At 62.7% G+C, this 13,502-nt stretch carries 12 protein-coding genes; all 12 read right to left on the bottom strand.

Features of this window, described 5'->3' with window-relative positions:
* The 12 genes from CQ041_RS00820 to mraZ are packed head-to-tail and all read right to left on the bottom strand — an operon-like array spanning position 1 to position 13,367.
* Positions 1–957 (bottom strand): D-alanine--D-alanine ligase, encoded by a 957-nt coding sequence (locus tag CQ041_RS00820; protein WP_105520829.1) that lies wholly within the window; start codon positions 955–957, stop codon positions 1–3.
* A complete protein-coding gene (murC, locus tag CQ041_RS00815; protein ID WP_105520830.1) occupies positions 954–2,399 on the bottom strand; it encodes a UDP-N-acetylmuramate--L-alanine ligase in 1,446 nt (481 codons plus the stop codon). The genes CQ041_RS00820 and murC overlap by 4 nt, the downstream gene beginning before the upstream one ends.
* Complete coding sequence (gene murG / locus CQ041_RS00810) at positions 2,392–3,462, bottom strand: undecaprenyldiphospho-muramoylpentapeptide beta-N-acetylglucosaminyltransferase (RefSeq protein WP_105520831.1); 1,071 nt, start codon at positions 3,460–3,462, stop codon at positions 2,392–2,394. The genes murC and murG overlap by 8 nt, the downstream gene beginning before the upstream one ends.
* A complete protein-coding gene (ftsW, locus tag CQ041_RS00805; RefSeq protein ID WP_105520832.1) occupies positions 3,452–4,675 on the bottom strand; it encodes a putative lipid II flippase FtsW in 1,224 nt (407 codons plus the stop codon). Before ftsW ends, murG begins: the two co-directional genes overlap by 11 nt.
* A complete protein-coding gene (murD, locus tag CQ041_RS00800) occupies positions 4,672–6,018 on the bottom strand; it encodes a UDP-N-acetylmuramoyl-L-alanine--D-glutamate ligase (protein ID WP_105520833.1) in 1,347 nt (448 codons plus the stop codon). Before murD ends, ftsW begins: the two co-directional genes overlap by 4 nt.
* Positions 6,019–6,024: 6 nt before the next feature.
* Complete coding sequence (mraY, locus tag CQ041_RS00795) at positions 6,025–7,107, bottom strand: phospho-N-acetylmuramoyl-pentapeptide-transferase (protein WP_105520834.1); 1,083 nt, start codon at positions 7,105–7,107, stop codon at positions 6,025–6,027.
* On the bottom strand, positions 7,107–8,477 hold the full coding sequence (murF, locus tag CQ041_RS00790; protein ID WP_105520835.1) for a UDP-N-acetylmuramoyl-tripeptide--D-alanyl-D-alanine ligase: 1,371 nt from the start codon (positions 8,475–8,477) through the stop codon (positions 7,107–7,109). Before murF ends, mraY begins: the two co-directional genes overlap by 1 nt.
* Positions 8,470–9,933: a UDP-N-acetylmuramoyl-L-alanyl-D-glutamate--2,6-diaminopimelate ligase gene (locus CQ041_RS00785; RefSeq protein WP_105520836.1), complete on the bottom strand. Its 1,464-nt coding sequence runs from the start codon at positions 9,931–9,933 to the stop codon at positions 8,470–8,472. The genes murF and CQ041_RS00785 overlap by 8 nt, the downstream gene beginning before the upstream one ends.
* A complete protein-coding gene (locus CQ041_RS00780; RefSeq protein WP_163002034.1) occupies positions 9,933–11,678 on the bottom strand; it encodes a penicillin-binding protein 2 in 1,746 nt (581 codons plus the stop codon). The genes CQ041_RS00785 and CQ041_RS00780 overlap by 1 nt, the downstream gene beginning before the upstream one ends.
* Positions 11,678–11,971, bottom strand: coding sequence for a cell division protein FtsL (gene ftsL, locus CQ041_RS00775; protein ID WP_105520838.1), 294 nt, complete (start codon positions 11,969–11,971; stop codon positions 11,678–11,680). Before ftsL ends, CQ041_RS00780 begins: the two co-directional genes overlap by 1 nt.
* Positions 11,968–12,915: a 16S rRNA (cytosine(1402)-N(4))-methyltransferase RsmH gene (rsmH, locus tag CQ041_RS00770; RefSeq protein ID WP_028618890.1), complete on the bottom strand. Its 948-nt coding sequence runs from the start codon at positions 12,913–12,915 to the stop codon at positions 11,968–11,970. The genes ftsL and rsmH overlap by 4 nt, the downstream gene beginning before the upstream one ends.
* Positions 12,912–13,367: a division/cell wall cluster transcriptional repressor MraZ gene (gene mraZ / locus CQ041_RS00765; RefSeq protein WP_003171868.1), complete on the bottom strand. Its 456-nt coding sequence runs from the start codon at positions 13,365–13,367 to the stop codon at positions 12,912–12,914. Before mraZ ends, rsmH begins: the two co-directional genes overlap by 4 nt.
* Between the last annotated feature and the right edge of the window lie 135 nt (positions 13,368–13,502).

The raw sequence follows: 13,502 nt of genomic DNA, 5'->3' as shown, positions 1-13,502 counted from the left end.
TTAGCCTCGGGCCTCAATACTGGCTGCAAGGATCGCCAGCACCAATTGCTGGAAATCCAGACCGGCTGCGCGAGCAGCCATCGGTACCAGGCTGTGGTCGGTCATGCCGGGTGCCGTGTTGACTTCCAGGAACCAGAAATTGCCCTGGTCGTCCTGCATCACGTCTGCCCGCGCCCAACCGGCGATACCCAGCGCCTCACAGGCCTTCGCCGTGAGGTCCATCAATTCCTGTTCCTTGGCTGCGTCGAGGCCACACGGGATCCGGTACTGGGTATCGGAAGCCACGTACTTGGCGTCGTAGTCGTAAAAGGTGTGGGGCGTGCCCAATGCGATAGGCGGCAAAACCTGGCCACGCAGGGTGGCGATGGTGTACTCGGGACCCTGGATCCACTGTTCCACCAACACTTGCGAATCGTAGGTACTTGCCGCTTTCCATGCGTCGATCAATTCGGCGGCCGAGTTCACTTTGGCCATGCCGATACTGGAGCCTTCATGGGCAGGTTTGACGATCAAAGGCAGGCCCAGTTCCTTGGCTGCGGAAATACAATCGTCTTCGCTGCACAGCACGCTGTGACGCGGGGTTGGAATGCCCAGGCTGTGCCACACCTGCTTGGTGCGCAACTTGTCCATGGCCAGCGCGGAAGCGAGGATGCCGCTGCCGGTGTACGGGATACCGGCGCACTCCAGCAAGCCTTGCATGCTGCCGTCTTCACCGCCACGACCGTGGAGGATGATGAAGGCGCGGTCGATTTTCTCGGCCAGCAGGCGGCTGAGCAGATCATCGCCCACGTCGATGCCGAAGGCGTTCACGCCAGCGCTTTGCAAGGCTTCAAGCACGGCGTTGCCGGACTTGAGCGAGACTTCGCGCTCAGCGCTCTTGCCGCCGAACAGCACCGCTACGCGGCCGAAGTCAGCCGGTGCGATGGTGGAAAAGAGAGAGCCGTAATCGTTGATCATTTCGACTTCCCCTTGGCCGCCGCAAACAGCGGACTTGCCAGCAACTTGGGCGCGAGACCGCCGATATCACCGGCGCCCTGGCACAACAGAATGTCACCGGCACGCAGCAGCGGCTTGACGAGTGGCGCCAAGTCGACACCGCGCTCGATGTAGATCGGGTCCAACTGGCCACGCTGACGGATGCTGTTGCACAGCTTGCGGCTGTCGGCGCCCGGGATCGGTTCTTCACCGGCCGGGTACACCTCCATCAGCAACAGCACGTTGGCATCGGCCAATACATTGACGAAGTCGTCGTAGAGGTCGCGGGTGCGGCTGTAGCGGTGCGGCTGGTAGACCATCACCAAGCGGCGTTCAGGCCAGCCACCGCGCACGGCCTTGATCACGGCGGCGACTTCGGTCGGGTGGTGACCGTAATCGTCCACCAGCATCACGTCACCGCCGTCTACTGGCAGTTGGCCGTAGACCTGGAAGCGACGGCCCACGCCGGCGAAGCGTGACAGGCCTTCGACGATGGCTTCATCGCTGACGCCTTCGTCGGTGGCGATGCAAATGGTCGCCAGGGAATTGAGTACGTTGTGGTTGCCCGGCATATTCACCGACACATCCAGCGGCTCGCGTTCAGGACGCAGCACGGTAAAGAAGGTTTGCATGCCTTCCTGGCGCACGTTGATCGCACGCACGTCGGCGTCTTCGCTGAAGCCGTAGGTCACGGTCGGGCGCTTGACCAGCGGCAGGATTTCGCGCACCACCGGATCGTCCAGGCACACCACGGCCAGGCCGTAGAACGGCAGGTTGTGCAGGAACTCGACGAAGGTTTTCTTCAATTTGTTGAAGTCACCGTCGTAGGTCGCCATGTGGTCTTCGTCGATGTTGGTAACAACGGCGACCAGCGGTTGCAGGTGCAGGAAGCTCGCATCGCTTTCATCGGCTTCGGCGATCAGGTAACGGCTGGTGCCCAGTTGTGCATTGGTGCCGGCTGCATTCAGGCGGCCACCGATGACGAAAGTCGGGTCCAGGCCACCGGCGGCGAACACCGACGCGATCAGGCTGGTGGTGGTGGTCTTGCCGTGGGTACCGGCGACGGCGATGCCGTGGCGATAGCGCATCAGCTCGGCCAGCATCTCGGCGCGTGGCACCACCGGAATACGACGCTCAAGGGCAGTGGCCACTTCCGGGTTGGAGGTGTTCACGGCGCTGGACACTACCAGCACGTCGGCTTCGGCGGCGTTCTCGGCACGGTGACCGATGAAGATCTGCGCTCCAAAGCTTTTCAGGCGATCGGTGACCGGCGACTCTTTCAAGTCCGAGCCGGACACCTGGTAACCCAGGTTCAGCAGCACTTCGGCGATACCGCACATGCCCACGCCGCCAATCCCCACAAAGTGGATGCGACGGATGCGGCGCATTTCCGGGTGCGGCATGGCTTTCTGATTCTCAACCATGGGCCACCTCCAGGCAGATATCGACCACGGTGCGGGTCGCGTCAGGTTTGGCCAGGCGGCTTGCGGTGCTCGCCATGTTATTGAGTCGTTCCGGTTGCATCAAAACCTCGGTCAGGCGTGCGGCCAAATCGGCGGCGCCAGTCGTTCTTTGCGGCAGCAGGAAGGCAGCGCCCTCCCCGGCCAAATATTCGGCGTTGCGGGTCTGGTGATCGTCGATCGCATGGGGCAAAGGCACCAGCAAGGACGGCAGACCGGCGGCGGCCAGTTCACTGACGGTCAGCGCACCGGAGCGGCAGACCACCAGGTCGGCCCAGCCATAGGCGTGGGCCATGTCTTTGATGAAAGGCTGTACGTTCGCCTCCACACCCGCTTCTCGATAACGCGTCGCGGTGACTTCACCGTGATGCTTGCCCGCCTGATGGAAGATCTCCGGGCGCAATTCCACGGGGAGTTGCGCCAGGGCTTCCGGCAGCAGCTTGTTCAAGGGCTCGGAGCCAAGGCTGCCGCCCATGACCAGCAAGTGCGCCTTGCGCCCGTCCAGTGCTTCGCGAGCGATGTCCATGAACAGTTCAGTGCGCACCGGGTTGCCGGTGGTGCGCAATTTGTCCGAAGCGCTGAAGGTCTTCGGGAACGCTTCACACACCCGCGCGGCCAACGGCACCAGCAGACGGTTGGCGGTACCCGCGACGGCGTTCTGCTCGTGCACGATCACCGGCACGCCGGCCAATCTGGCCGCCACACCACCTGGGCCGGTCACGTAGCCACCGAAACCCAGCACGCACACAGGCTTCAATTCACGAATCACTTTGCGCGCCTGCCACACAGCCTTGAGCAACACGAACGGCGCCTTGAGCAGGGACAATTTGCCCTTGCCACGCAGCCCGGTGACGTTGATCAGGTGCAGCGGCAGACCGGCGTTTGGCACCAGTTCATTTTCGATGCCGCGCGGCGTACCGAGCCAATGCACGGTATAGCCGCGGGCCTGGAATTCCCGCGCGCACGCCAGGGCCGGGAACACATGGCCCCCGGTGCCGCCCGCCATGATCAGCACGTTAGCGCCCATGGGTCGGCTCCTCGGCGAAGTCGCTTTCGCTGAACTCCATCTCTTCGCTGCCCAGGTGGGTTCGACTCTCCCACTCGATGCGCAACAACAAGCCCAGACAGGCGCAGCAAATCACCAACGAACTGCCGCCGTAGCTGAGGAACGGCAAGGTCAGGCCCTTGGTCGGCAGCAGGCCGACGTTTACACCGATGTTGATCAGGAACTGGCCGATCCACAGGAACGACAAGCCATACGCCACATAGGCGGCGAAATACTGCTTGGCCTTCTCGGCCCACATGCCGATGTACATGCCACGCACACACACGAACACGAACAGCGCGACGGTGCACAGCGAGCCGACCACGCCCAGCTCTTCGGCGAGTACCGAGAACACGAAGTCGGTGTGCGCTTCCGGCAGGTAGAACTGCTTCTGCACGCTGTTGCCCAGACCTACGCCCAGCCACTCGCCGCGACCGAAGGCAATCAACGCCTGGGTCAACTGGTAGCCGGAACCGAACTGGTCGGACCAGGGGTCGGTAAAGGTGATCAGACGCGCCATCCGATAGGGTTGCGCCTGCACCAGCACCGTCACCGCAGCGACGGCCAGTACCACCATCAAGGTGAAGCGGAACAAGCCCACGCCACCGAGAAACAGCATCGCCGCCGCCGCGCCCATCATCACGACGGTGGCGCCGAAGTCGGGTTCCATCAGCAACAGGCCGGCCATCGGCAGCAGGACGATGAACGGCTTGAAGAAGCCCATCCAGCTTTCCCGCACTTCTTTCTGGCGACGCACCAGGTAACCGGCCAGGTAGATCACCACGAACACCTTGGCGATTTCCGACGGCTGTACGTTGAACGCGCCGAAGCCGATCCAGCGCATCGAGCCGTTCACCTCGCGGCCGATGCCGGGCACGATCACCATGACCAGCAAACCGAACGCACCGATCAGCATCAACCAACCCAGGCGCTGCCAGGTGGCGATGGGGATCATCATGGTGACGATGCACGCGCCGAGACCGATCACCAGGTAGACCAGGTGACGGATCATCATGTAGAGGGTGTTGCCCGACTGCACGGCCGCCACTTCGGAGGAGGCCGAGGTGATCATCACCAGGCCCAGGCCCAGCAACGCGAGGCAACCGGCGAGCATCGGGAAGTCGAGGTCGATACCGCGCCCGGTAATGATCGGCGACGGGTAAGGCTTGATGATGTTCCGCAAGTTGATACTCATGCCAAGACCTCCACGGCGCGGGCGAACAGCTGGCCGCGCTCTTCGTAGTTCTTGAACATGTCGAAACTGGCGCACGCCGGTGACAGCAACACGGCATCGCCGGGCTGGGCCAGGGCCTTGCACTGGGCGATGGCGTCATCCAGGGACGTGGCGCGCACTTGCGGCACAGCGTCACCCAGGGCGGCGGCGATCAAGTCGGAATCACGGCCCATCAGCACCACGGCGCGGCAGTGTTTGGCGACCGGGCCCCTGAGGTCCTTGAAGTCGGCACCCTTGCCGTCGCCACCGGCGATCAGCACGAGTTTGCCGTCGATGTCGGCGCCCAGGCCCTCGATGGCGGCCAATGCGGCGCCGACGTTGGTGGCCTTGGAGTCGTTGTAGTAGCTGACGCCGTCGAGGTCGCGCACCCACTGGCAGCGGTGCTCAAGGCCGCCGAAGCTGCGCAGTGCCGACAACATGGCGTCGAACGGCAGGCCCACGGCATGCCCCAGCGCCAGCGCCGCGAGGGCATTGGACTGGTTATGAGCGCCGCGGATTTTCAGCTCGCGCACCGGCATCAGGTTCTGGAATTCGAAGGCCAGGTATTTCTCGCCGTTCTCTTCACGAATACCGAAAGCTTTAAAGTCGGGTTTGCCCAGGCCAAAGGTCCAGCAAGGCATGCCCTCGCCCATCAGCGGACGGCTCAGGGCATCCTGGCGATTGACCACAAATTGCCTGGCGCCACGGAAAATCCGGTGCTTGGCCAAGTGATACGCCGGCAGGCCGCTGTAGCGGTCCATGTGGTCCTCACTCACGTTCAACACGGTCGCCACTTCGGCGCCGAGGTCGTGGGTGGTTTCCAGTTGGAAGCTCGACAGCTCCATCACGTACAACTCAACGTCGTCGCTGAGCAGGTCCAGCGCCGGCACGCCAAGGTTGCCGCCCACGGCGACGCGCTTGCCGGCAGCAGCCGCCATTTCGCCCACCAGGGTGGTCACGGTGCTTTTCGCATTCGAACCGCTGATCGCCACAATCGGTGCGTTGGCGTTGCGTGCGAACAGGTCGATATCACCGGACAGTTTTACACCTCGGGCCGCAGCGGCTTGCAGGGCCGGTGTCGCGATGGCCAGGCCAGGGCTCACGTAGAGCTCATCGGCACGGCACAGAAACTCGACATCCAACTCGCCACAACGCACTTCCACGTGCGGATAGTCACGGCGCAGCGTGACCAGCTCCGGTGGATTTTCCCGCGTGTCGGCGACGGCAAACGGCTTGCCCCGGTTCGCCAGGAAGCGAACCAGGGACATGCCGCTCTTGCCGAGGCCGACAACGATGCGGAAGTGGTCTGAAGCGATCAGGGACACTCGTTTCTACCTCAGTTTCAGGGTGGCAAGGCCGAACAGCACCAGAATCACGGTGATGATCCAGAAACGGACGATCACACGCGGCTCGGGCCAGCCCTTGAGTTCAAAGTGGTGGTGAATCGGCGCCATGCGAAACACGCGGCGCCCGGTCAACTTGAAGGAAGCCACCTGGATGACCACCGACAGCGTTTCCATCACGAACACACCGCCCATGATGAACAGCACGATTTCCTGGCGAACGATCACGGCGATGGTGCCCAGCGCTGCGCCCAGTGCCAGCGCGCCGACGTCACCCATGAAAACCTGCGCCGGGTATGTGTTGAACCACAGGAAGCCCAGCCCGGCACCGATCAGCGCGCCGCAGAACACGATCAGTTCACCTGCGCCCGGCACGTAAGGGATCAGCAGGTATTCGGCGAATTTCACGTTACCCGACAGGTAGCAGAAGATGCCGAGGGCGCCGCCCACCATGACCGTCGGCATGATCGCCAGACCGTCGAGGCCGTCGGTGAGGTTCACCGCGTTGCTGGAGCCGACGATCACGAAGTAGGTGAGCACCACGAAGCCCACGCCCAGTGGAATGCTGGCGTCCTTGAGCATCGGGATGATCAGGGTGGTTTCCACCGCGCTTGGCGCGGTCATGAACAGGAACACCGCAGCGCCCAGGCCGAACACCGATTGCCAGAAATATTTCCAGCGGCTTGGCAGGCCTTTCGAGTTCTTCTCGATCACCTTGCGGTAGTCATCCACCCAACCGATGGCGCCGAACAGCAAGGTCACCAGCAACACCACCCACACGTAGCGGTTGTGCAAGTCGGCCCACAACAAGGTGCTGATGCCGATGGACGACAGGATCAGCGCGCCGCCCATGGTCGGGGTACCGGATTTGGACAGGTGCGACTGCGGGCCGTCATTGCGAACCGATTGACCAATTTGCAGGTTCTGCAGGGTGCGGATCATCCACGGCCCTAAAAACAGCGACAGAGACAGCGCGGTCAGCACACCCAGAATCCCGCGCAGGGTCAGGTACTGAAAGACCGCGAAGCCTTTGTGGAACTGTTGCAGATACTCAGCCAGCAGCAGCAGCATTAATGTTTCTCCGTACTTGAGCCACACAAGGCCGCGACGACGTTTTCCATCACCGCGCTGCGCGATCCCTTGATCAAAATGGTTGTGTTTTTGTCGTGTTCGGTCGCGGCCAGTGCCTGGATCAGCTCGGCCTGAGTGGCGAAATGCTGCGCGCCAGGGCCGAAGGCAGTGACGGCATGGGCCATGTTGGTGCCCACGGCGTACAGCGCATCGACTTTACCGGCGGCATAGGCGCCGACTTCACGGTGGCCCTGTTCAGCCCAATCGCCCAGCTCACCGATATCGCCCAGCACCAGCACCTTGCGCCCGGCAAAGGTCTTGAGCAGGTCGACGGCGGCGTTGACGGAGGACGGGTTGGCGTTGTAGGTGTCGTCGATCACGCGCATGCCGTTGGCAGCCAGTTGCGCCACGGTGCGGCCTTTGACCGGCTGCACTGCGCCAAGCCCCGTGGCGATACCGAACAGCGACACGCCCAAGGCGCAGGCAGCGGCGGCGGCGGCCAGGGCATTGGCGACGTTGTGGTTGCCGAGCAGGTTCAGTTGCACGTGCTCGCTGCCTTGCGGTGTGTGCAAGGTGAAGGACGGGCAGCCGCGGGCATCGACGCTGATGTCGGAAGCATGAAGGTCAGCCGCTGCATTCAACACGGCAAACGTCAGGACCTTGCGACCGGCGGCGCGTACACGCCAGGTCTCGAAAGCCTTGTCGTCAAGATTCAGCACGGCGGTGCCCGATGCATCGAGGCCTTCGAGGATTTCGCCCTTGGCTTCGACGATCTTTTCCGGGCCGCCGAATTCGCCGACGTGGGCGGTGCCGGCGTTGTTGATGATCGCCACGTGGGGCTTGGTCAGCGCCACGGTATAGGCGATCTCGCCAATGCGCGACGCGCCCAGCTCGATCACGGCGGCGGTGTGTTCCGCAGCCAGCTCGAGCAGGGTCAGCGGTGCGCCGAAATCATTGTTCAGGTTGCCGCGGGTCGCGAGTACCGGACCGCGCGTGCGCAGGATGCCAGCGAGCAATTCCTTGACGGTGGTCTTGCCGCTGGAGCCGGTGACGGCGGCCACAGGTTTGTCGAAGGCCGCGCGGTTCAGCGCGCCCAATTGACCCAGGGCCAGACGGGTATCGGCCACGAGCAATTGGGGCAGGGTCGAATCGGCGACTTCACGCTGCACCAACGCACCGACGGCGCCTTTGGCGGCAACGTCATTGAGGTAGTCGTGGCCGTCGAAACGCGGGCCGGCCAGTGCAACGAACAGTTGCCCCGGCTTGATGTTGCGACTGTCGATACTGACGCCGTCGAAACGGCAATCAGTCGAGACCATACGGGCTGCGAGGGCCTGGGCCAATTCGCTGAAGGTCATTGCCTTAAGCATGGGCAACCTCCCAGGCGTTCAAGGCGCGCTCGGCTTCGACCAGATCAGAGAAGGCATGGCGCTCGCCGTTGATTTCCTGATAGTCCTCATGGCCTTTACCGGCCAGCACTACCACGTCATCAGCGCTGGCGCTGGCGATCAGTTGGGCAATGGCGGCGCCGCGGCCGGCGACGAATTCGACGTTGGCCGTGTCGTTGAAGCCTGCGCGGATATCATCGAAAATCCGGCTGGGGTCTTCGCTGCGCGGGTTGTCGTCGGTCACCCGCACACCGTCCGCCAGACGCTCGACGATCTCGGCCATCAGCGGGCGCTTGCCGCGATCACGGTCACCGCCGCAGCCGAACAGGCACAGCAGTTTGCCCTTGGCATGCGGGCGCAGGGCTTCGAGGACTTTTTCCAGCGCGTCCGGGGTATGGGCGTAGTCGACCACCACCAGCGGTTGCTTGCCGCCACCCAGACGCTGCATGCGTCCGGCCGGGCCTTCGAGCTTGGGCAGCACGTTGAGAATTTCGTCGAGGGCGTAATCCAGCCCCAACAGTGCGCCGACGGCGGCCAGCACGTTGCTCAGGTTGAAACGCCCGAGCAGGGTGCTGCGCAGGTGGTGCTCACCTTGTGGTGTCACCAGCGTGGCGCGCACGCCTTCGTCATTGAACTGGGCCTCACGGCAATAGAGGTAAGCGCGGGAGTCCAGCAGGCTGTAAGTGATCAGGCGCGACTCATGCTCGTCAGCGGCGAGCTGGCGGCCGAATTCGTCATCCAGGTTTACCACCCGGCACTTGAGATCATTCCAGGCAAACAGCTTGGCCTTGGCGGCAGCGTAGGCCTCCATGGTGCCGTGGTAGTCCAGGTGATCGCGGGACAGGTTGGTCATCACGGCCACGTCGAAAGCCAAGGCAGCGACGCGACCCTGGTCCAGGCCGTGGGACGAGACTTCCATGGCAACGGCCTTGGCACCGGCCTTCTTCAGGTCGGCCAAGGTCGCTTGCACGGCAATCGGGTTCGGTGTGGTGTGCAGGCCGCTTTGCAGCGCGCCATAAAAACCGGTGCCGAGGGTGCCGACAATGCCGCAGTGTTGACCGAGCAGGTCCAGGGCCTGGGCGACCAGTTGGGTCACGCTGGTCTTGCCGTTGGTGCCGGTGACACCCACCAGGTTGAGGTGACGGCTCGGGTCGCCATAAAAGCGCCCGGCAATATCCGACAGCTGCTTGGCCAGGCCTTTGACCGGAATCAACGGCACATCCGTGATCGGCAGCACCGTGGCGCCTTCCACTTCATAAGCCACGGCCGCAGCGCCGCGCTGCAAGGCGTCGGCGATATGCGCGCGACCGTCGAGCTTGCCGCCAGGCACCGCCAGGAACAAATCACCGGCACGTACATGGCGGCTGTCCAGGCTCAATTCGCGAATCAGCAGATCGCGGCCGGCGTGGGCAAAAATCTTGTTCAGACTAAGAGACATCAGCCGCGCCCTCCATTGGCTTTTACGGCAGCAGCGGCCGGTGGTCCGGCGTTCGCTTGTTGGGTCGGCGGCAGGTTGTCCGGGGTGATGTTCATCAGGCGCAGGGTCCCGGACATCACTTTGCTGAACACCGGCGCGGATACCAGGCCACCGAAGTAACCGGCTTTGCTCGGCTCATCGATCACAACGACGATGGCGTAGCGGGGGTCGCTCATCGGGCCGAAGCCGGCGAACAGCGAACGGTAGGAGTTCTCGGCATAGCCCTTGGTGCCCACCGAGGTCTTGCGTGCAGTACCGGACTTGCCGCCCACGTGATACGCCGGCACCTGCGCACGGAACACGCCGCGCGGTGCCTCGATCACTTGTTGCAGCATGCCCTGCATGGTCTTGGCGACGTTTTCCGGAATCACCTGGGTGGCTTTCGGCGCCTCATCCACGTGGATCAGGCTCAGCGGCACCATGCGGCCATTGTTGGCCAGCACGGAGAACGCGTGAGCCAGCTGGATCGCGGTCACCGACAGGCCGTAGCCGTAGGAAAGCGTGGCCGTCTCGGCCTTTTTCCATTCACGGTAGTTCGGCAGGTTGCCCACGCGCTCGCCCGGGAAGTCGAGCCCGGTGGGTTGGCCGAGGCCGATTTTCTGTGCCAGGTGGTAGATGGTCTCGCCGCCGATATCGAAGGCGACCTTGCTCATGCCTACGTTACTGGAGTTGATCAGGATACCGGTCAAGTCCAGCACCGGGCCTTCGGTGCGGGACACGTCACGAATGGTGTACTTGCCCAACTGCAGGGTGCCTGGGTACACCTCGACCTTGTCGCTGGGTTTCCAGCGGCCAGTTTCGAGGGCGGCGCTCATGGAGATGGCTTTCATGGTCGAACCCGGCTCGAACACGTCGATCATGGCGCGGTTGCGCATCATCGCCGGCTGCAGGTTGCGACGGTTGTTCGGGTTGTAGGTCGGCTGGTTGACCATGGCGAGGATCTCGCCGGTCTTCACGTCCATGATCACGAGGCTGCCGGCCTTGGCGCCGTTCTCGATGATCGCGTTGCGCAGCTCGCGGTTGGCCAGGTACTGCAGACGCAAGTCAATCGACAACGCCAAGGGCTTGCCGGCCTTGGCGTTTTTGGTGACCTGGACATCCTTGATCAGCCTGCCGCGCCGATCCTTGATGACCTGTCGTTTGCCGGGCACGCCGGCCAGCCATTCGTCGTAGGCCAGTTCCACGCCTTCGCGACCGTGGTCATCGATGTCGGTAAACCCCACCATGTGGGCAGTGGTTTCGCCCGCCGGATAGAAACGACGGAATTCCTCGATGCCGTAGACACCCGGAATTTTAAGGTCGAGCACTTGCTGACCCTGCTCCGGCGTGAGGCCGCGGACCAGGTAGATGAATTCTTTGTTGGCCTGGGCTTCCAGACGTTCGGCCAGGGCTTTGCGGTCTTGGCCCAGGGCAGCGGCCAGCTCCGGCCACTTGTCCTTGGCGACCTGCAATTCCTTGGCGTTGGCCCACAGGGTGGTCACCGGTGTACTGACAGCCAGAGGCTCGCCGTTACGGTCGGTGATCAGGCCGCGGTGCGCAGGGATCGGGATATGCCGCAAGCTGCGGGCATCGCCCTGACCGATCAGGAAGTCGCGGTCCACCACCTGCAGGTCGATGATCCGCCAGGCGATCGCGCCCACCATCAATGCCAGCAAGCCGAGCATCAGGCGGAAGCGCCATGGGTAGAGTGCGCCTTCGAGTTTCATCATGGCGCCACCATGCGAACTTCAGCCGCGCCGGGGATGTGCATTTTCAGCTGTTCCGTGGCCAGCACTTCGATACGGCTGTGGGCCGTCCAGGTGCTTTGTTCCAGGATCAGCCGGCCCCATTCCGCCTGCGCTTTATCGCGCACGCTCAATTCCCCGTACAGGGTGTTGAGCAATTGGCGGTTGAAGTGCGCGCTGTAAGACACCGCAATCGCGGACACCAGCACGCCGACGTACAGCAGCATCATGAAGAAGCTGCCGCCCGGGAGGGGCTTGGCGAAAAGCTTGCTCAACGCAGTTTCTCCGCGACGCGCATGACGGCGCTGCGGGAACGTGGGTTGGCTTTGAGTTCGGCTTCGGAGGCGAACTGCGCTTTGCCATGGATTTTGATTTTCGGCACAAAGGCTTCGAAACGCACCGGCAGGTTGCGCGGCAGGTTGTCGGATTCACCCTTGACCAGGCGACGCATGAACAGCTTGACGATGCGGTCTTCCAGGGAATGGAAGCTGATCACTACGAGGCGACCGCCCACTTCCAGCGCCTCGAGGGCAGCCTCGAGGCCAGCCTCCAGGTCGCCCAATTCGTTGTTGACGTGAATACGCAGGCCCTGGAACGCACGGGTGGCCGGGTTCTTGCCTTTCTCCCACGCCGGGTTGGCGACTTTCAGCACTTCGGCGAGGTCGGCGGTGCGTTCGAACGGCTGGATCTCGCGGCGCTCGACCACGGCACGGGCCATGCGACCAGCGAAGCGTTCTTCCCCGTATTCCTTGAATACGCGGGCGATTTCTTCATGGGGCGCCGTGGCGATGAACTCGGCAGCACTGATGCCGCGTGTCGGGTCCATGCGCATGTCGAGGGGGCCGTCGTTCATGAAGCTGAAGCCGCGTTCCGGGTCGTCCAGCTGGGGCGAGGACACACCCAGGTCGAGCAGGACCCCGGCCACCTTGCCCGCCATGCCGCGCTCGGCGACTTCGGCACCCAGTTCGGCAAAGCTGCGCTGCACAACGACAAAGCGGCCGTCTTCGGCCGCTAGCGCTTGCCCGGTCGCAATCGCTTGGGGGTCTTTGTCGAAACCGAGGAGTTTGCCGTCGGAGCCGAGCTGGCTGAGGATCAAGCGGCTATGCCCGCCCCTGCCGAAAGTGCCATCCAGATAGCAACCATCCGCGCGCACGGCGAGAGCCTCAACGGCTTCGTCAAGCAAAACGGTGATGTGGTTAAAGCCGCTATCAATAGTCACAGGATCAAATCACGCAGTTCATCAGGCATGGCGCCCGGTTGTTGAATAGCAGCCAGGTCAGCTGCAGACACAGCATCCCAGGCATCTTCGTCCCACAATTGGAACTTGTTCAGTTGGCCCACCAGCATTGCGCGCTTATCCAGCTTGGCGTACTCGCGCAGACGCGGCGGCACCAGGAAACGACCACTGCCATCGAGTTCGAGGTCGACGGCATTACCAATCAGCAAACGCTGCAGACGGCGGTTTTCTTCTCGCAATGAAGGCAGCGCGCGCAACTTGGTTTCAATCAACTCCCACTCATCGAGGGGGTAAACACATAAACAAGGATCGACTGCATCAATGGTGATGATGAGTTGCCCGGAACTTCGCGAAATGAGCTCGTCACGATACCGGCTCGGCATGGCGAGACGGCCTTTTGCATCGAGACTGATAGCGTTAGCTCCGCGAAACACAGATGCGTTTCTCCAAATTTTAGCGTTTTACGTTCAAAAAACCCACTTTGTGCCACTTTCCGCCACTTGCGCACACTATAGGAATGCGCCCACCACACCGTCAAGGCGCGGATTCAAGGAAAAGCCTTACAGAAC

It is taken from the genome of Pseudomonas sp. MYb60 (assembly GCF_002979555.1).
GTDB lineage: Bacteria > Pseudomonadota > Gammaproteobacteria > Pseudomonadales > Pseudomonadaceae > Aquipseudomonas.
Note: the sequence above shows the minus strand (reverse complement) of the source record. Positions and strands in the feature narration are given on the sequence as shown.

What these genes read in the sequence shown, in the direction of transcription:
- CQ041_RS00820 (WP_105520829.1), bottom strand. Translation starts at nt 957, where the DNA reads ATGATCAACGATTACGGCTCTCTCTTTTCCACCATCGCACCGGCTGAC.
- murC (WP_105520830.1), bottom strand. Translation starts at nt 2,399, where the DNA reads ATGGTTGAGAATCAGAAAGCCATGCCGCACCCGGAAATGCGCCGCATC.
- murG (WP_105520831.1), bottom strand. Translation starts at nt 3,462, where the DNA reads ATGGGCGCTAACGTGCTGATCATGGCGGGCGGCACCGGGGGCCATGTG.
- ftsW (WP_105520832.1), bottom strand. Translation starts at nt 4,675, where the DNA reads ATGAGTATCAACTTGCGGAACATCATCAAGCCTTACCCGTCGCCGATC.
- mraY (WP_105520834.1), bottom strand. Translation starts at nt 7,107, where the DNA reads ATGCTGCTGCTGCTGGCTGAGTATCTGCAACAGTTCCACAAAGGCTTC.
- murF (WP_105520835.1), bottom strand. Translation starts at nt 8,477, where the DNA reads ATGCTTAAGGCAATGACCTTCAGCGAATTGGCCCAGGCCCTCGCAGCC.
- CQ041_RS00785 (WP_105520836.1), bottom strand. Translation starts at nt 9,933, where the DNA reads ATGTCTCTTAGTCTGAACAAGATTTTTGCCCACGCCGGCCGCGATCTG.
- CQ041_RS00780 (WP_163002034.1), bottom strand. Translation starts at nt 11,678, where the DNA reads ATGAAACTCGAAGGCGCACTCTACCCATGGCGCTTCCGCCTGATGCTC.